Origin of the sequence: Microvirga splendida, assembly GCF_016427565.1 — a bacterium.
In the GTDB taxonomy this organism is placed as follows: Bacteria; Pseudomonadota; Alphaproteobacteria; order Rhizobiales; family Beijerinckiaceae; genus Microvirga; species Microvirga splendida.
The window spans coordinates 161,086-178,771 of sequence record NZ_JAELXT010000006.1 but is presented as its reverse complement, the minus strand read 5'-3'; the positions used below and the strand labels follow the sequence as shown (position 1 = coordinate 178,771).

General features: G+C 67.1%; 14 protein-coding genes. 3 read left to right on the top strand and 11 right to left on the bottom strand.

The annotated features are described in order from the left end of the window. Positions 1 to 71: 71 nt before the first annotated feature. The 8 genes from JAO75_RS08710 to JAO75_RS08675 form a co-directional block, all read right to left on the bottom strand. Positions 72 to 317 carry a twin-arginine translocase TatA/TatE family subunit gene (locus JAO75_RS08710; protein ID WP_199048357.1) on the bottom strand — a complete coding sequence of 82 codons (246 nt, stop codon included), beginning with the start codon at positions 315 to 317 and terminating at the stop codon, positions 72 to 74. A 58-nt stretch (positions 318 to 375) separates the two neighbouring features. Continuing rightward, positions 376 to 1,500, bottom strand: a complete 1,125-nt coding sequence (locus JAO75_RS08705) for an ABC transporter ATP-binding protein (protein ID WP_199048355.1) — start codon at positions 1,498 to 1,500, stop codon at positions 376 to 378. Then, positions 1,497 to 2,216, bottom strand: a complete 720-nt coding sequence (scpB, locus tag JAO75_RS08700; RefSeq protein ID WP_199048353.1) for an SMC-Scp complex subunit ScpB — start codon at positions 2,214 to 2,216, stop codon at positions 1,497 to 1,499. Before scpB ends, JAO75_RS08705 begins: the two co-directional genes overlap by 4 nt. Position 2,217: 1 nt before the next feature. Then, a complete protein-coding gene (locus JAO75_RS08695; protein ID WP_199048351.1) occupies positions 2,218 to 3,018 on the bottom strand; it encodes a segregation and condensation protein A in 801 nt (266 codons plus the stop codon). Positions 3,019 to 3,172: 154 nt separating this feature from the next. Beyond that, positions 3,173 to 4,192 carry a beta-N-acetylhexosaminidase gene (gene nagZ, locus JAO75_RS08690; RefSeq protein WP_199048349.1) on the bottom strand — a complete coding sequence of 340 codons (1,020 nt, stop codon included), beginning with the start codon at positions 4,190 to 4,192 and terminating at the stop codon, positions 3,173 to 3,175. Between the two features lie 74 nt (positions 4,193 to 4,266). Beyond that, entirely contained in the window at positions 4,267 to 5,709 is a 1,443-nt protein-coding gene (locus JAO75_RS08685) for an SPOR domain-containing protein (protein WP_199048347.1), read from the bottom strand. A 107-nt stretch (positions 5,710 to 5,816) separates the two neighbouring features. Next, positions 5,817 to 7,577: an arginine--tRNA ligase gene (gene argS / locus JAO75_RS08680; RefSeq protein WP_199048345.1), complete on the bottom strand. Its 1,761-nt coding sequence runs from the start codon at positions 7,575 to 7,577 to the stop codon at positions 5,817 to 5,819. Positions 7,578 to 7,625: 48 nt separating this feature from the next. Next, entirely contained in the window at positions 7,626 to 8,840 is a 1,215-nt protein-coding gene (locus JAO75_RS08675) for a deoxyguanosinetriphosphate triphosphohydrolase (protein WP_199048453.1), read from the bottom strand. Between the two features lie 88 nt (positions 8,841 to 8,928). On the opposite strand from JAO75_RS08675, the gene erpA reads away from it, so the two are divergent. Together erpA and JAO75_RS08665 are read left to right on the top strand one after the other, a co-directional pair. Further along, positions 8,929 to 9,255, top strand: coding sequence for an iron-sulfur cluster insertion protein ErpA (gene erpA / locus JAO75_RS08670; protein WP_199048343.1), 327 nt, complete (start codon positions 8,929 to 8,931; stop codon positions 9,253 to 9,255). A gap of 83 nt (positions 9,256 to 9,338) precedes the next feature. Further along, positions 9,339 to 11,219: a hypothetical protein gene (locus tag JAO75_RS08665; RefSeq protein WP_199048342.1), complete on the top strand. Its 1,881-nt coding sequence runs from the start codon at positions 9,339 to 9,341 to the stop codon at positions 11,217 to 11,219. 153 nt (positions 11,220 to 11,372) lie between these two features. Here the strand turns inward: JAO75_RS08665 and JAO75_RS08660 are convergent, their stop codons facing one another. Both JAO75_RS08660 and aspS read right to left on the bottom strand, forming a co-directional pair. Beyond that, positions 11,373 to 13,676, bottom strand: a complete 2,304-nt coding sequence (locus tag JAO75_RS08660; protein ID WP_199048341.1) for an NADP-dependent malic enzyme — start codon at positions 13,674 to 13,676, stop codon at positions 11,373 to 11,375. Between the two features lie 352 nt (positions 13,677 to 14,028). After that, complete coding sequence (aspS, locus tag JAO75_RS08655; protein ID WP_199048451.1) at positions 14,029 to 15,837, bottom strand: aspartate--tRNA ligase; 1,809 nt, start codon at positions 15,835 to 15,837, stop codon at positions 14,029 to 14,031. 698 nt (positions 15,838 to 16,535) lie between these two features. On the opposite strand from aspS, the gene JAO75_RS08650 reads away from it, so the two are divergent. Further along, positions 16,536 to 16,790: a hypothetical protein gene (locus JAO75_RS08650; protein WP_199048340.1), complete on the top strand. Its 255-nt coding sequence runs from the start codon at positions 16,536 to 16,538 to the stop codon at positions 16,788 to 16,790. A 40-nt stretch (positions 16,791 to 16,830) separates the two neighbouring features. Here JAO75_RS08650 and JAO75_RS08645 read toward each other — a convergent pair whose 3' ends face one another. Continuing rightward, positions 16,831 to 17,616, bottom strand: a complete 786-nt coding sequence (locus JAO75_RS08645; RefSeq protein ID WP_199048339.1) for a DUF2189 domain-containing protein — start codon at positions 17,614 to 17,616, stop codon at positions 16,831 to 16,833. Between the last annotated feature and the right edge of the window lie 70 nt (positions 17,617 to 17,686).

Genomic DNA, 17,686 nt, shown 5'->3' with positions numbered 1-17,686 from the left:
GCGGCCTCGAACCTGCCTCTTAGGTACTCACACGGACTCACGCGCCACGTCCTGCGGCGCGCGCACACAGCTTAGCCGACCTTGTGATCCGTCGAGACGGTGGTCGTGGTGGTCGTGCCGTTCTGATGGTCGATGGTCCGAACCGGCTCGGAGGGCTGCGCCGGCTTGGCCGGGGTGTCGTCCTCGGACATGCCCTTCTTGAAGGCTTTGATGCCCTTCGCGACATCGCCCATCATGTCGGAAATCTTGCCGCGTCCGAACAGCAGGACCACGATCAGACCCACGACGATCCAGTGCCAAATACTCGTGCCACCCATGGCAATCCTCCTGCGCCCCGGAGGGCGCGGCGTTTCAGGTTAATAACTTGCCGCCAACCTATGCGTCGGACGCGGCGAAAACAAGGACATCCTTCGTATCGACCTCGATGCCCACATCCTGCCCCTCCTTCACGTCAACGGGATCGTGAACACGGGCCTGGAGCGGACGGTCGACGCCCTGCACGTCGATATGGACAAGGTCGACCTCCCCGAGGAAGCGGCGCGCGACCACCCGGCCCGGCAGGCAGAAGCCCGCAGGCTTCAGCCTCACCCCCTGCGGACGCACGCACACGATGGCGGGGCCGTCCGGCATGTGCGGGGCCGGGAAGACCCCGACCGGACAGGTCACCTGACGGTTCCGGACCGTGCCTTCGAGCTCGTTGAAGTCGCAGAAGAACCGGGCGGCGAAAAGGCTCGCCGGCCGCCGGTAGATCTCCTCGGCCTCGCCCTGCTGGATGATGGCGCCGGCGCGCATGAGCACGATCCGGTCGGCGATCCGCATCGCCTCCTCCGGATCGTGGGTCACCACGATGGTCGTAGCCCCGGTTTCCCTCAAGATGGCGACGGTCTCGTCGCGGACCGCATCGCGCATGCGCCGGTCCAGGTTCGAGAACGGCTCGTCCATGAGCAGCACGCCGGGGCGCGGCGCGATGGAGCGGGCCAGCGCCACCCGCTGCTGCTCGCCGCCGGACAGGGTGTGGGGGTACTCGCCGGCATAATGCTCCAGGCCCACACGGGACAGGGCCCGGCGGGCGGCGATGCCGGCTTCAGAGGCCGACATGTCCTTCAGGCCGAACATGATGTTCTGCTGGATCGTCATGTGCGGAAACAGGGCATAGTCCTGAAACATCAGGCCGATGCCGCGCCGCTCGGGCTCCAGGAACGCCTTCGGCCCGCTGACCTCAAGGCTGTCCATGAGCACGCGCCCGGAGGTCGGAGCCTCGACCCCCGCGGCGATGCGCAGCAAGGTGGTCTTGCCGCAGCCGGAATGGCCGAGCAGGCACACGATCTCCCCCGGCTCGATGGTGAGCGAGACGCCGTCGAGGGCGCGCTGGCTGCCGTAGGCCTGCACGATGTTCTCGAAGGAGAGCTGGGCGGGAATCGACGCGCCCGCCGTGCCGCGCTGGCCCCATCGGGGCAAGCGGAACCGGTCGCGGGCGGAGCCGGCGGGCCTGCCGGTCATTCCTCGCCGGCCTCGGTCTGGTGCATGTCCAGGGGCTGCAGGAGATCGTCCTCCAGCGGATCCTCGTCCTCGCGCAGGATATCGGCGTCGGACGGGATCGGCACGGAGAAGTCGGAGGGCACGCGGCCCTCGATGAAGCCGGCGCCTTTGAGCTCCTCGAGGCCTGGCAGGTCCTCGATGGCGTCGAGGCCGAAATGCTCCAGGAAGGCCGGCGTCGTGCCGTAGGTCACGGGGCGGCCCGGCGCCTTCCTGCGCCCCCGCAGGCGGATCCAGCCCGTCTCCAGGAGCGTGTCGATGGTGCCCTTCGAGGTGGCCACGCCGCGGATCTCCTCGATCTCGGCCCGGGTCACCGGCTGGTGATAGGCGATGATGGCCAGCGTCTCCATGGCGGCGCGGGAGAGCTTGCGCTGCTCGACCACGTCGCGGGCGAGCACGAAGGACAGGTCGCTCGCCGTGCGGAAGGTCCATTTCCCCGCCACCCTGACGAGGTTCACCCCTCGCGGGGCATAGAGCTCGGTCAGGTCCTGCAGGATCCTCTCCACGTCCGCCCCCTCCGGCAGGCGGCCGCCCAGCTCCTCGGCGCTCAGGGGAGCCGCGGAGGCGAAAAGCAGCGCCTCGGCGACGCGCATGGCCTCGCCGTGATCGGGCACATGGATGGCCTCGGGAGCCTCATCGTCGAGGGTTTCGGGGGTTTCGTCCTGCATGTCGGGCAGCATCCTAAACTCCTGCCTCGGCCGGGTCGGCGACGGGCTTGACCCAGACCGGTGCGAAGGCCTCGTCCTGGCGGACCGTGAGCTTGCCCTCGCGCACCATTTCCAGGGTGGCGGACAGGGCCGAGGCCAGAACGGTCGGGCGCATGGCGGGCTCGACCATGTATTCCACGAGATAGGTGTCGAGGGTCACCCAGTCGCTCAGGTGCCCGACCAGGCGCTCCAGGGCCTCCCGGGCCTCGACCAGGGACCAGACGTTGCGCTTGTGCAGGGAAACCCTGGCGTTGAACTGGATCTGCCGCTGATGGGCATAGGCCTTGAGCAGATCGTAGAGGCTCGCCTCGTACTGGGACTCCCGGTGGACGACGACCGGCTCCGGGGCGCCGCGGGCGAAGACGTCGCGGCCGAGCCACTGGCGCTCGCCCATCTTCCTGGACGCCTCGCGGATCGCCTCCAGGCGGCGCAGGCGCAGGGCGAGCGCGGAGGCCAGGTCCTCGGCGCTCGGCTCCTCGCCCTTCGGCGGCTCGGGCAGCAGCAGGCGCGACTTGAGATAGGCGAGCCACGCCGCCATCACGAGATAGTCGGCCGCCAACTCCAGGCGCAGGCGGCGGGCCTCCTCGATGAAGGCGATGTACTGCTCGGCCAGGGCCAGGATCGAGATGCGGTGGAGGTCCACCTTCTGGCGCCGGGCCAGTTCGAGCAGGAGGTCGAGCGGCCCCTCGAACCCGTCCACGTCGACGAGCAGGGCGGGCTCGCCCTCGGCGCGCTCGTTCAGCTCGACTTCGTCAAAGGGTAAGGGCTTTGCCATGGACGCTACTCAACTCAATGGGCTTTAGCATCGGGCCCAAAAGTGGAAGGCACTTTTGGGATCCACCCGATGCTCTCATTTTTCAAGAGCGCATCGTCCGATGCAGAAAACCGGAACCACTTTTCTGCACGATGCGCAGTCAGCTTCACGGGCTTTAGGCGATCATCGCAAGAGCAGAATCGAGCCGCGCCCGCGCATCCACAGGATCCAGGGGCTCCGGATCGTGGGTGATGCGCGCTAACGCTGCGTTAGCCCGGCGCAGGGACTCGCCCGCCAGGACGGGGGCAGCCTCGGCCACCGCGCTCATCTCCTCCATGCTGCCGTTGCAGTGGAGACCCATGTCGCAGCCGGCCGCGAAAGCCGCCTCGGTCCGGCTCCGGAAGGAGCCCGACAGGGCGTGCATGGAGAGATCGTCGGTCATCACCAGCCCGTCATACCCGATATGGCCCCGGATGATCTCCTCCATGACGACGCGGGAGGTGGTGGCGGGATTCTCCGGGTCGAGGGCCGTGTAGACCACGTGCGCCGTCATCGCGAGGGGCATGTCGGTGAGCATGCGGAAGGGCGCGAAATCGTGCCGCTCCAGCTCCTCGCGGGACGCCTCGACGATGGGCAGCGCCAGATGGCTGTCGGCCCCGGCCCGGCCGTGGCCCGGCATGTGCTTGACCACCGGCAGGACGCCGCCTGCCAGCAGGCCCTCGGCGGCGGCCCGGCCGAGGATGGCCACCTGGGCGGGCGTCCTGCCATAGGCCCGGTCGCCGATGATGTCGTGGGAGCCCGGCGACGGCACGTCGAGGACGGGCAGGCAATCCACCGTGACGCCGACGGAGCGCAGATCGTGGGCGATCAGCCGCGCACCGAGGCGGGCGATCTCCCGCTGGACCAGAGGATCGTTGGCGTGGAGCTGCCCATAGGTGCGGCCGGAGGGGTATTTCGGCCAGTGCGGCGGCCCCATGCGCTGGACCCGGCCGCCCTCCTGGTCGATCAGGATCGGGGCATCAGTTCGGCCGACCGTGTCCCTCAGGGAGGCGCAGAGCGCCCTCACCTGCTCAGGGCTGTCCACGTTGCGGCGGAACAGGATGAAGCCCCAGGGCTGCGCCTCCCGGAAGAAGGCAGCCTCGTCGGGGGTGAGTGTGAGGCCGGAGCATCCGGCAATGAAGGCGCGGGTGGTCATACCCGCGCCTTACGTCCCCTGCCCGGCAGGGTCAAGAAATCTCGATGGCCAAGCTGTCTCAGTTCCAAGCTGTTTCAGTTCTTGGCCACGAAGCACTGGCCGCCCTGGCCCTGAAGCCTGGAGCAGAGCGAAGAGGCCTCCTCCCGCGACATGGGCCCGACACGGACGCGATAGAGCGTGTTGCCGTTCACCTCGGCCTTGCGGATCATCGAAGGCATACCCTCGAGATCGGAGTACTTGCGCTGGAACGAGGCAAAGACCGACTGGGCCGACGCTTCGGTGTTGGCGATGCCCAGCTGCACGGCGAAGCCGCCGGTCGGGGTCGTCTCGGCTGCGGCCGGTGCCGTCGGCTCGACCGAAGCCACCTGCTGCGGCGCAGGCGCGGCGGCGGGCGTTGCTGCCGCCGGAACGGGCTTCGGGGCCGGAGCCGGGGTGGCCGGAGCCGGGGCGGCCGGAGCCGCCACCGGGGTGCTGGCCACAGGCGTCGGCTGCGCCGGCACGGCGGGAGCGGAGGCCGTCTGAACCGGCGCGGGCTGGGCCTGGGGCGGCAGGGTCATGGCGGCCGGAGCCGCGGGCTGCGGAGCCGGAGCCTCGCCGGCCGTGGTCCCGTCGGGACGGATCGTGACCGTGCGGACCTTCTTCGGCTCGCCGAGGTTCAGGCTGGCGGTCTGCTGCGGCTTGACCGACGTGCCGATGGCGCCGCCGGTGGCATCCGCCACGGCGTTGCCGTTCATGCGCACGGCCTGCTGCACGTCGACGGGCTGCTCCTCGCGGTTGACCACCTTGGTGGCGCCGCTCTGGTTGGCCCGCTCGTAGATCTGCTTGTTCTGGTTCGGGATCTCGACCCCGCCCGGGTTCTGCGGCTGGACCTTGGTCGGCTCGTTGTCGGCCTTGATCAGCGGCGGCTCGCCGCCCGTGACCGCAGAGGAGCCGGAAGCCAGGTAGGCCCCGCCGCCGCCGAGCACCAGAGCGCCGACAACGGCCGCGATGGCGATCGGGCCCTTGCGCGAGCGGGTCTTCTCCACGGGCGGATAATCGAGGCGCTCGCCGTCGTCATAGCCCTGGTCGGGATACTGGGCGGCCTGATCCAGGTAGTAATCCTGGGCATAGGCCTCGTTGCCGTAGGAATCCTGCTCGTCGTAAGCCTGGCCCTGGCCGGCATAGGCCGGCTCGGCCGCGCGGGCATGGGCCTGCGGGTAGCTGTCCTGATGATAGGAATGCTGCGCCTGCCCCGCGTGAGACCCGCGCACCGGGACCTCGCGGGCGGCGGGCGTCATAGTGTCGCGGACGGCAAAAAGGTCGTCCACGGACGCGGTCTGCTGGCGCGGACGGGACGCGCCGTCACTGGCAAGAATCGACTGAAATGGATCGTCTTGCCCCACAATACGGGCCAATTCCGCCAACGGATCGCTCCGCGTGGCCGAGGCCTGCTGGTGCTGCGGGGTGCCCGCCTGGGCGAGTTGCCGTTCGATCTCGTTGAGGTCGACGGCAAAACGGGGCTTTGGTGATTCGCTCATGCGCCGGATCTCCAGTTACGCGACAGGAGCACCTGCTGCTCCGCCGGCACGACGTGACAGACCCGACGCGACCAAACCCCTAAGCGGTTGATCCGCCTCGGGAAACACTATCGCATTTCGTCAGGTGCCGTAACGCCCAGGATTGCGAGGCCAGATGCGAGCACGCCCTTCAGGGCATGCACGAGAGCGAGCCTCGCTTGTGTTGACTCTTTATCAGTTAGATTAACAAAGCGTAATTGCGGCAAGTCTTTGCCCTTATTCCATAAACTATGGAAGGCGCTGGCCAGATCGTAGAGGTAGAAAGCGACCCGGTGCGGCTCGTGAGCCTCCGCCGCCGCCTCGATCACCCTGGGGAACTGGGCGATGCGGTGGATGATGTCCATTTCCGCTTCGTCAGCCAGGATCGACAGATCCGCCTTCTCGAGCTGGGCCGCCGAGAAGTCTGCGCCTGGGAACGCCTCGGCCGCCTGCCGGAACACGGAAGCGCAGCGGGCATGGGCGTACTGGACGTAGAAGACCGGGTTGTCCTTGGACTGCTCGACCACCTTGGCGAGGTCGAAATCCAGGGTCGCGTCGTTCTTGCGGAAGATCATCATGAACCGGGTGGCGTCCCGGCCCACCTCGTCGACCACCTCGCGCAGGGTGACGAAATCGCCCGAGCGCTTCGACATCTTCACCGGCTCGCCGCCGCGCAGCAGCTTCACGAGCTGGCAGAGCTTCACGTCGAGGTCGGCCTTGTTGTCGGACACCGCCTTCACGGCCGCCTGCATGCGCTTCACGTAGCCGCCGTGGTCGGCGCCCCACACGTCGATCATCGAGGCAAAGCCGCGCTCGAACTTTGAGCGGTGATAGGCGATGTCGGAGGCGAAATAGGTGTAGGAGCCGTCGGATTTCAGCAGCGGCCGGTCCACCTCGTCGCCGAACGCGGTGGCGCGGAACAGGAGCTGCTCGCGATCCTCCCAATCCTCGTCCTTCTGGCCCTTGGGGGGCGGCAGGCGGCCCATATACACCAGGTCGCGCGAGCGCAGCCTCTCGATCAGCGCCTTCACCTGATCCTCGGCGCCGAGCTGCAGGGAGCGCTCGGAGAAGAACACGTCGTGGTGGATGTTGAGCACCGCGAGATCGCTGCGGATCATGTCCATCATGGCGTTAATGGACGCCTCACGCACCAGCGGCAGCCACTCGGCCTCGGGCTTGTCGAGCAGGCTTTCGCCATGCTCCTTCGCCAGGCGCTCGCCGACGGGCTTGAGGTAGTCGCCCGGATAGAGCCCCTCCGGGATCTCGCCGATCTCCTTGCCCAGGGCTTCCCTGTAGCGGAGATAGGCCGAGCGGGCGAGGACATCGACCTGCGCCCCGGCATCGTTGATGTAGTATTCGCGGGTGACCTTGTATCCGGCGAAATCGAGCAGCCCGGAAAGGGCATCGCCGAACACGGCGCCACGGCAATGGCCCACATGCATCGGGCCGGTGGGGTTCGCCGAGACGTATTCCACGTTCACGGGAGCGCCCGCGCCCTGGTCGCTGCGGCCGAAGCCGTTCGCATCCAGGACGGCTGCGCGCAGCACCTCGTGCAGCACCCCCGGGTTCAGGCGGATGTTGATGAAGCCGGGGCCGGCGATCTCGACCTTGGTGACGCGCGGATCGTCCTGAAGGTCCGTGACGAGCAGTTCGGCGAGCGCGCGCGGGTTCATGCGCGCTTCCTTGGCCAGCACCATGGCGGCGTTCGTGGCGAGATCGCCGTGGGAGGGATCGCGCGGGGGCTCGACCACCACGCGGCTGACGTCCAGCCCCGATGGAATTTTGCCCGCCTCGGCCAACCGGCCAAGCGCATCCGCAACCCGCGTCTCAAACAGCCCGAAAATGTTCATGGTTCTTTGTCTCTGAAGGGCCCATGGCCCTGAAATGCTGTGGTGCGCCTAACGCAGGTCCGGCGTCACGTCAAACAGGCGGCGATGCTCGAGGATCGCATAGCGGTCCGTCATGCCGGCGATGTAGTCCGCCACCCGGCGGGCGAGGCGGGGCTCATCGTCCCTCGGCAGGTCGGCCCGCCACTCCTCCGGCATCAGATCCGGCTCGGCCTTGAAGCGCCGGAACAGGTCCCGCAGCACGTCGTCGGCCTGGGCCCGGACCCGCATCACGTCCGGGTGGCGGTACATGCGGGCATAGAGGAAGCGCTTGATCGAGGCATCCGCCTCCGTCATGGCCTTCGAGAAGCAGACCGCCGTGGTCCCCGCCTGCCGGATGTCGCCAGCGCTCTGCGGCGCCAGGGCCGCGATCCTGCGCTCCCCTTCCGCCACCACGTCCTCGACGAAACGGGTGATCACGCGCCGGGTCAGCTCGTGGATCCGGCGGGAGAGGTCGAGATTCGGATAACGGCTCTCGATCTCCCTCAGGAGTTCGGCGAGGAACGGCACCTCGCGCAGATCCTCGATCCCGAACAGCCCGGCTCTCAGGCCGTCGTCGATGTCGTGGGCGTCGTAGGCGATGTCGTCTGCAATGGCCGCGGCTTGGGCCTCGCCGCCGGCATGGGTGGCGAGCTCCAGGTCCTGCTGGGCATTGTATTCGAGGATCGCCAGCGGGACGCCCCGGGCGGCGTAGCGCAGGGTCGGCTTCCCCTCGGCATCGAGGAGCGGGCCGTTGTGCTTGACCAGGCCCTCCAGGGTCTCCCAGGTGAGGTTCAGGCCGTCGTATTCCGCATAGCGGCGCTCCAGGCGGGTCACCACCCGCAGGGCCTGGGCGTTGTGGTCGAACCCACCGAAACCCGCCATGCACTCGTCCAGCGTATCCTCGCCCGTATGGCCGAAGGGCGTGTGGCCGAGGTCGTGGGAGAGCGCCAGAGCCTCGGCCAGATCCTCGTCGAGGCCCAGCGACCGCGCCAGCGCGCGGGCGATCTGGCTCACCTCGATGGTGTGGGTCAGCCGGGTCCGGAAATGGTCGCCCTCGTGATAGACGAACACCTGCGTCTTGTGCTTGAGCCGGCGAAAGGCCGAGGAGTGGATGATCCGGTCCCGGTCGCGCTGGAACTCGCTGCGGGTCGGGGAGACCGCCTCGGGGAAGAGCCGCCCGCGGCTCCCCCAGGGATCGCAGGCGTAAGGGGCTCGCCATCTCTCGCCAAAGGGCCGCACAGATATCCCCGGGTTGAAGCCTTGTCAGGGCGCACTTACCTTGCTCTTAACAGATAGCGCAAGAACTGCGTCCTTCGATGGACTGGAAGTGCTCATGGCCGATATCACCCTGACAGACCGCGCCGCCCGCCGCATCACCGAGATCATGGCCACGGAACCTGCCGGATCCCACCTGAGAATCAGCGTCAACGGCGGCGGCTGCTCGGGCTTCCAGTATGCCTTCGACGTGGACCGCACCCGGCAGGACGACGACCTCGTGATCGAGAAGAACGGGGCCACCGTGGTCGTGGACGAGGTGTCGATCCAGTACATGGACGGCTCCGTGATCGACTTCGTGGACGACCTGATCGGCCAGTCCTTCAAGATCGAGAACCCCCACGCCACCGCCTCCTGCGGCTGCGGCACCTCGTTCTCGTTGTAAAGCAGCCGGCCCCCGGCCTATTCTACCCAGCACGTTTCAAGAGAAAGGGTGCGGCCCGGATCGGGCCGGCCTCGGGGGATCTTATGAGAATTCGTTACCGCGCGGGCGTCTGCGCGCTCGCCCTCATGGCCGGCTCGGCTGCCCTGCAGTTCGAACCAGCGGTCGTTCGCAATCTGGTCTCCGGTCACGGAAACCAGCACGTCTCCGTCGGGGCCATCCGGGTCCCGCTCTGGAGCGCGGCCTTCGCCCAGTCCGCCGACAGCTACAGCCTGGACGATGTGCGCTTCACCTGGGGCGACTTCACCTATGAGGCGAAGCGGATCGACTTTTCCGGCGTGACCGTCTCCCGCAGCGAGGTCGAATCGCTGTTCTCGTCCGCCTCCGAGCCGCTCGCCGACCGCCTCATGCGGATCGGCGCCCGGCAGGTCACGGCTCCCGAGATCAAGGTGATCCACAAGCTGGGGCAGGAGACCCAGACGATCTTCTACAGGAACGTCTCGCTGAATGACGTCGTCCAGGGGCAGGTCGCGAAGGCCGTCATCGGAGCCATGGCGATCGAAAAGACCGGCGCAAAGGGCAACGTCCTGTTCAGCTATGGTCAGACGACCGTCACCGACCTGAACACCCCGGCTTTCGTGCGGCTCTACGAGACGAAGGACGTCGCCGCCTCCGCGCCGATGACCAAGGTCTACGGGGCCGTCACCATGGAAAACCTCGACATGGTCGACAGCGCCGAGAACCTCTCGGTGCAGATCGCCCGGGTTGCGGCACGGGACGTCATGGCCCGGCCCACCCGGGATTCCTGGGGCGGCACCATGGCGCTGCTCTCGGACATGCGCGGCAAGGACGACCTGACGCCCGGGGAGGAATCCCGCCTCACAACGGCGGTGGTCGATCTCATGGGAGCATTCGACATCGGCTTCATGGAGGCCACCGGCATCCGGTTCAAGGGACGCCCCGACGGCGCCCCGTCCGGCAAAGACAAGCAGCAGGCCGGCAGCATCGCGCGGGTCGCCTATACGGGCGCCACCGCGTCCCAGCCGGCGGATATCCGCCTGGAAGGGTTCGAGGCCGGCGACCAGGACGGCCGCGTGAAGATCGGCACCGTCAGCCTCACCGGCTTCTCCATGACGCCGACCCTGAACGGCCTCAAGGCGCTCCAGGGCAAGCCCCTCGAAGGCCTCGGCCAGGAGGAGTTTCGCACGCTCATCCCGACCCTGGGAACGCTACGCATATCAGGCGTCGACATCGACGCCCTGAGCAAGGGCGAGACCAGCGGCAAACCGGAGCGGACCCGCGCCACCATGGAGAGCTTCGAGATCACGGCCGACAAGCCGCTCAACGGCCTTCCGACGAACATCCGAATCGAGCAGCGCAACTTCGTCCTTGCCTTGCCGTCGAACAGCACGGACGAGTTCGTGAAGGAAATCGCAGCCCTGGGCTACAAGACCTTGGACACGTCCTTCCTGATTGCCGCCACCTGGAACGAGGCCGCCAGCGAGATCGCCCTCAAGGAGGTGTCCGTTCAGGGGCAGGACATGGGCAGCCTCTCGCTTACGGGCACCATCGGCAACGTCACCAAGGATCTCTTCAGCCCGGACGAGGCCACCGCCGCCGCGGCGCTGATCGGCGCCAAGGCGAAATCGGCCGACGTCGTGGTCGAGGACAAGGGCCTGCTCGGGCGCTACCTCGCCAGCGCCGCCAAGGAGCAGAAGACCACGCCCGAGGCGCTGCGGACGATCTATGCCAGCGCCGCACCGTTTGTCGTGTCATCCATGATGGGCAATTCGGAACAGGCCAAGACCCTGGGTCAGGCCATCGGCCGGTTCATCGCCAAGCCCGGAAAGCTCACGATCAACGCGCAGCCGAAGAACCCCTCGGGCTTCGGCGTGATGGACGCGATGCTGGCGTCCGACCCGAAGGCAGCGCTGGCGAAGCTGAACATCTCCGCGACGGTGGAGTAGACCGCCTCCCGATACGCACTCACCTCATCCTGAGGAGCAGCCGGAGGCTGCGTCTCGAAGGAGGCTCCAGAGAGCACTGGAGGCGCCCTCGTCCTTCGAGACGGTCACTGACGTGACCTCCTCAGGATGAGGGCTGCTGGAGTGTCACAAAACTCAAATCAGCATCGGCTGATCCTGCTCCGTGGCCTGCGCCTCGACGACCGCGATGGCCGTGATGTTGACGATGCCGCGGGCCGTCACGGACGGGGTCAGGATATGCGCGGGCTTGGCCGGGCCGATGAGGATGGGCCCGACCGGGAGCGAGTCCGCCAGGACCTTGGTGAACTGGAACGCGATGTTGGCCGCGTCCAGGTTCGGCATGATCAGCACATTGGCCTCGCCGGTGAGGCGCGAGTTCGGGTTCACCCGGTCGCGGATCATCTGGGACAGGGCCGAGTCCGCCTGCATCTCGCCATCGACCTCGAGATCCGGCGCGCGCTGGTTGATGCAGGCGAGCGCATCGCGCATCTTGAGCGCCGAGCGGCTGTCGGCGGCGCCGAAATCCGAATGCGACAGGAGCGCGATCTTGGGCTCCATGCCGAAGCGGCGCACGTGGCTGGCGCAGGCGATCGCCATGTCGGCGATCTGCTCGGCGCTCGGGTCGATCTGCACATGGGTGTCGGCCAGGAAGTAGGCGCCCTTCGACGTGATGACCAGCGACAGGGCCGCCAGTTCGTTCACCCCGGGCGCCAGGCCGATGATGTCCTTGATGTGCTTGATGCGGGACTGGAAACGTCCTTCCAGGCCGCAGATCAGCGCATCCGCATCCCCTCGCCTCACGGCCAGCGCGCCGATGACCGTGGAGTTGGTGCGCACCAGCGTTCTCGCCGCATCCGGCGTGATGCCCTTGCGGCCCGCCGCCTCCACATAGGTGGCGACATAATCGCGGTAGCGCGGATCGTCCTCCGGGTTCACCAGCTCGAAATGCCGGCCGATCTCCATGGAGAGGCCGAAGCGCTTCATGCGGGCTTCGACCACGTTGGGACGGCCGATCAGGGTCGGCCTGGCAATGCCTTCCTCGACGATCACCTGCACGGCGCGCAGCACGCGCTCGTCCTCGCCCTCGGCATAGATCACCCGCTTTGGGTTGGCCTTCGCCTGCGAGAAAAGCGGCTTCATGATGAAGCCGGAGCGGAACACGAAACGGCCCAGCGACTCGGCATAGGCTTCCAGATCCTCCAGCGGCCGCGTGGCGACGCCGGAATCCATGGCGGCCTTCGCCACGGCCGGCGCGATGCGCAGGATCAGGCGCGGATCGAACGGGCTCGGGATCAGGGACTTGCGGCCGAAGGGATGCGCCTCGCCGCCATAGGCGCGCGCCACCACTTCGGAGGGAGCCTCGCGGGCAAGGCTCGCGATGGCCTTCACGGCGGCCGCCTTCATCTCCTCGTTGATGGTGGTCGCGCCCACATCGAGCGCGCCGCGGAAGATGTAGGGGAAGCACAGGACGTTGTTGACCTGGTTCGGGTAGTCCGAGCGCCCGGTGCAGATCATCGCGTCGGGACGCGCGGCTTCCGCCTCCTCGGGCATGATCTCCGGATAGGGATTGGCGAGCGCCATGATGAGCGGGCGCGGGGCCATCTGAGCGAGCAACTCGGGCTTGAGCACACCGCCGGCGGAGAGCCCGAGGAACACGTCCGCATCCGGGATCACGTCGGCGAGCGTGCGCGCATCGGTGTCTTGAGCATAGACCGACTTCCAGCGGTCCATGAGCTCGTTGCGGCCCTCGTGGACCACGCCCTTGATGTCCGTGACCCAGATGTTCTCACGCTTCGCGCCGAGCGACACCAGCAGGTTGAGGCAGGCGAGAGCGGCGGCGCCGGCGCCGGAGGTGACGATCTTCACCTCCTCGATGCGCTTGCCCGCCAACTCCAGGGCGTTCGTCACGGCGGCGCCCACGATGATGGCGGTGCCGTGCTGGTCGTCGTGGAAGACCGGGATGCCCATGCGGGCCTTCAACCGCTCCTCGACCTCGAAGCATTCGGGCGCCTTGATGTCTTCCAGGTTGATGCCCCCAAAAGTGGGCTCAAGCGCCGCGATCACCTCGACGAGCTTGTCCACGTTGTTTTCGGCCACTTCGATGTCGAACACGTCGATGCCGGAGAACTTCTTGAACAGCACCGCCTTGCCTTCCATCACGGGCTTGGAGGCGAGCGGGCCGATATCGCCGAGGCCGAGCACGGCCGTGCCGTTGGAGATCACGGCCACGAGATTCTGGCGCGAGGTGAGATTGGCGGCTTCCGCCGGATCGGCCGCAATGGCTTCGCAGGGGGCGGCGACGCCGGGCGAATAGGCCAGCGCCAGGTCGCGCTGGTTGCCGAGGGGCTTGGTGGGCTGGATCTCGAGCTTACCGGGGCGCGGGAACTGATGGTAGAACATCGCCCCCGACTTCAGATCCTGCGAGATGTTGTCTCCCATCCCCAACGCTCCTTGCACCAACCGTGATACTCAGGACCTTGTGAGCGCCCTGCCCTCCGGCGTCAATGTTCTTCTCAGGCAGTGAAGGGTGCGGGACGATGCGTGTGCTTCACGCTGACGCCGCTGTAGCGCTTTCCCCTCTCCCGTGTGGGAGAGGGGCAGGGGTGAGGGCGTGGCGTTGGACCAGCCTAGAACTGCTGTCTTCGCTGCAGCACGTCACCCGCTGCATCTTCTCCGGCACCGGCCTTCCCTCACCCCAACCCTCTCCCACATGGGAGAGGGAGACGCGCCGCTGGTTTCAGATCCCAGCCTCCCCGCACCGTCTCGGGCCGGATGCTCCGAACAGGGCCGCTTACTTCTCCGGCAGGTTCAGCCGGATGTGCAGCTCGCGCAGCTGCTTGGGCGTCACGTCGGAGGGGGCACCGAGCAGCAGGTCTTCCGCCTTCTGGTTCATGGGGAACAGGGTGATCTCGCGCAGGTTCTGCGCGCCGCAGAGCAGCATCACGATGCGGTCGACGCCCGCCGCCATGCCGCCGTGGGGCGGCGCGCCGTACTGGAAGGCGCGGTACATGCCGCCGAACTGCTCCATGACCTCCTTCTCGCCGTAGCCGGCGATCTCGAAGGCCTTCACCATCCGGTCGGGACGGTGGTTGCGGATCGAGCCCGAGGCCATCTCGTAGCCGTTGCAGACCATGTCGTACTGGAAGGCCGTGATCTTGAGGATCGTGTCCTTGTCAGCCGGGTCGAGGGCCATGAAGGCGTCATGGTCGAAGTTCGCCATGGAGAACGGGTTGTGGGAGAAGTCGATCTTCTTCTCGTCCTCGTTCCACTCGTATTGCGGGAAGTCGACGATCCAGCAGAACTCGAACCGGTCCTTGTCGATGAGGCCGAGCTCGTCGCCGATGCGGGTGCGCGCCTTGCCGGCGAGCGAGGCCGCCTTGTCCTCGGCCCCGGCCGAGAAGAACACCGCGTCGCCGGCCTTGATGCCGGCCTTCTCGCGGATGGCCGCCTGGGCTGCCTCCGGGATGAACTTGGCGATGGGGCCTTTGCCCACGATCTGGCCGCCCTCTTCCTCGAACACGATGTAGCCGAGGCCGGGCGCGCCTTCCGTGCGGGCCCAGTCGTTGAGCTTGTCGAAGAAGGAGCGCGGCTGCGAGGCGGCGCCGGTGGCCGGAATGGCGCGCACGACGCCGCCGGACTTGATCACGTTCTTGAACGCGTTGAAGGTCACGTCCTCGCGGGTGAAGACCTCCGACACGTCGGCGATGATGAGCGGGTTGCGCAGGTCGGGCTTGTCGTTGCCGTATTTCAGCATGGACTCGAAATACGGGATGCGCGGGAAGGTCTCGGTGACGGGCTTGCCGTCCGCGAACTCCTTGAAGGTGTCGCGGATCACCGGCTCCATGGTCTGGAACACGTCCTCCTGGGTGACGAAGCTCATCTCCACGTCGAGCTGATAGAACTCGCCCGGCAGGCGGTCGGCGCGCGGGTCCTCGTCGCGGAAGCAGGGGGCGAGCTGGAAGTACCGGTCGAAGCCGGAGATCATGATCAGCTGCTTGAACTGCTGCGGGGCCTGCGGCAGCGCATAGAACTTGCCGGGATGGATGCGCGACGGCACCAGGAAGTCGCGCGCGCCCTCAGGGCTCGAGGCGGTCAGGATCGGCGTCGTGAACTCGAAGAAGCCGCTCTGCTGCATGCGGGTGCGCAGGCTGTTCACGATGGCGCCGCGCTTCATGATGTTGGCGTGCAGCTTCTCGCGGCGCAGATCCAGGTAACGGTAGGTGAGACGGGTCTCCTCCGGGTATTCCTGGTCGCCGAAGACCGGCATCGGCAGCTCGGCCGCCGGGCCCAGCACTTCCATGTCGGTGATGTAGACCTCGATCATACCGGTGGGCAGCTCCGGGTTCTCGGTGCCGGCCGGGCGCTTGCGCACCTTGCCGTCCACCCGGATCACCCACTCGGACCGGGCCGTCTCGGCCATCTTGAAGGCCGGGGAATCGGGGTCGATCACGCATTGCGTCATGCCGTAATGGTCGCGCAGGTCGATGAACAGCACGCCGCCATGGTCGCGGATGCGGTGGCACCAGCCGGACAGGCGGGCGACCCCGCCGACATCGGATTCGCGGAGCGCGCCGCAGGTGTGGGAACGGTAACGGTGCATGGAGGCGGACATGGACAAAAGCCTGCTGGTTCGGTTTGAGGCGCAACATCCATGGGAGGCCGGGGAAGTCAAGGCGGAAGGCTGAAATCGCGCCTGCGCGGAGGCGCTCCCTCCCCGGTTCGGGGTGGCGGCTGCAGGCTGGTCCTGGCTCGTCTCGGGCATTCAAAGGAAGCGCGGGAGCAAGGCTGCTTCGCTTCACTCCGGTGGAGCGGGCGAAGTTCGGGTCGGGACGGGAGATCCGCCCGGACGGGAAGCACCTTAGCCCCCCGCGCACGGCTTTTCGACCCTGAGCCTCGCGCTTCAGCCCATCACGGACGAACCCTCAGAGAGCTTTGCGGCGCGTCATGTCGCGCAGCCCCGGGTGCGCCGGTGCCGGCGAGGCTTGGAAGGCCGACGACGCCAGCCTGCCCGAACAGGCCCTGCGCCTCGCATCCTCCACTCAGAGCCCCGGCATGCGGGACCAGCGTCTTGTCCCACAGCGGCCAGAACCGTATCCCGCCCCCACAACCGACGCCTCGGGCGCGTCCCTCGCGAGGCAGGACGGCACAGGTATGGCTCAGCTTGTGGGATTTGTCAAGAACAAAAGAAGAACATGCCCACGCCATTTCCGGAAGGTTGCGCAATATGATTACTCCTTCCGACTCCTCGCCAGGGGTGCACCCCACCGGTAACATCACGGCAAACCACAGGAGGCAGGAATGCGCGCGCTACCGATCGCCGTCATCGCTCTGCTGGCGTTGCCCTCACTTGAAGCATTCGCACAGGAAAGGCGAAAGCAGCGCTCTCCGGAACGGCAGGCTCAGCGCGAGATCTGCCAGCAGGAGGCAAGGCGGACTTATAAGGTGAAGTCGAGAACAGCGGTCAACAGCCCGGAGGTCAAGGCCGGCATGAAGAGCGCCCGGAAAGCCTATATCCGGGACTGCATGCAGCGGACCAAGGCGGCTGGAGGATAGCGAGAGTCCTCGTCCCTCGGTTATCGACAGCAGCAGGGCCTTAAGCCACCAGTCTCCGATACAAATGCCACGTGGTATGCCCGAGCACCGGCAGGACCACGACGAGGCCCAGGAAGGCCGGGAGCGCCGCCGTGAACAGCATGAGCACGACGCAGAGCGCCCAGCCCAGCATGGCGGCCGGGTTGCTCACCACGGCGCGCACGCTCGTGATCATGGCGGTGATGAAATCCACCTCCCGGTCGAGCAGCAGCGGGAAGGACACCACCGTGAGCGAGAACGTGACGGTGGCCAGTACCGCCCCGACCACGTGGCCGACCGCCAGGAAGGCCAGGCCCTCGGGCGTGGTGAAGAGAACGCCCGGGAAGCCTCCCGCCGGCATGCCGTGGAGCCCGAAGAACAGGGCGACCAGCAGCCTGACCTGATACATCCAGATGATGAACAGGAAGATGGTCACGAAGGCCATCCAGGAGATTTCCTTGCCCCCCTGCGCCCAGATCGCCCCGAACACGCCGGCCAGGGTCGGGTGCTCCCCCTGCTCCCGCAGGCGGCTGACCTCGTAGAGCCCGACGGCCACGAACGGCCCGACCAGCACGAAGCCCGAGGCGAGCGGGTAGACGAGATAGACGAGGTCCCACAGGAACGCGCAGGCGAGGATGACGACCCCGCCGAGGGCATAGACGCTGCCGAAGAACAGCCCGAAGGCCGGATAGGCCTGGAAGTCCCGCAGGCCCGCCGACAGGGCATCGACCAGGTCGGCGCGCCCGATCCGGCGGATGGCCGGCTCCCGGCGAGCCAAGGGTGCGGAGGTGCGGATATCCTGGCTCATGCGGCGTCCTCCTGATCCGGTCTTCGGCCCCTGGGCCGTGCATGGCCGAGCCGGATCGGCATTCGGGCAT

Bases quoted from the DNA above. Each gene is read 5' to 3' on its own strand.
- JAO75_RS08710 (WP_199048357.1), bottom strand. From the start codon at position 317: ATGGGTGGCACGAGTATTTGGCACTGGATCGTCGTGGGTCTGATCGTG.
- JAO75_RS08705 (WP_199048355.1), bottom strand. From the start codon at position 1,500: ATGACCGGCAGGCCCGCCGGCTCCGCCCGCGACCGGTTCCGCTTGCCC.
- scpB (WP_199048353.1), bottom strand. From the start codon at position 2,216: ATGCTGCCCGACATGCAGGACGAAACCCCCGAAACCCTCGACGATGAG.
- JAO75_RS08695 (WP_199048351.1), bottom strand. From the start codon at position 3,018: ATGGCAAAGCCCTTACCCTTTGACGAAGTCGAGCTGAACGAGCGCGCC.
- nagZ (WP_199048349.1), bottom strand. From the start codon at position 4,192: ATGACCACCCGCGCCTTCATTGCCGGATGCTCCGGCCTCACACTCACC.
- JAO75_RS08685 (WP_199048347.1), bottom strand. From the start codon at position 5,709: ATGAGCGAATCACCAAAGCCCCGTTTTGCCGTCGACCTCAACGAGATC.
- argS (WP_199048345.1), bottom strand. From the start codon at position 7,577: ATGAACATTTTCGGGCTGTTTGAGACGCGGGTTGCGGATGCGCTTGGC.
- erpA (WP_199048343.1), top strand. From the start codon at position 8,929: ATGGCCGATATCACCCTGACAGACCGCGCCGCCCGCCGCATCACCGAG.
- JAO75_RS08665 (WP_199048342.1), top strand. From the start codon at position 9,339: ATGAGAATTCGTTACCGCGCGGGCGTCTGCGCGCTCGCCCTCATGGCC.
- JAO75_RS08660 (WP_199048341.1), bottom strand. From the start codon at position 13,676: ATGGGAGACAACATCTCGCAGGATCTGAAGTCGGGGGCGATGTTCTAC.
- aspS (WP_199048451.1), bottom strand. From the start codon at position 15,837: ATGCACCGTTACCGTTCCCACACCTGCGGCGCGCTCCGCGAATCCGAT.
- JAO75_RS08650 (WP_199048340.1), top strand. From the start codon at position 16,536: ATGCGCGCGCTACCGATCGCCGTCATCGCTCTGCTGGCGTTGCCCTCA.
- JAO75_RS08645 (WP_199048339.1), bottom strand. From the start codon at position 17,616: ATGAGCCAGGATATCCGCACCTCCGCACCCTTGGCTCGCCGGGAGCCG.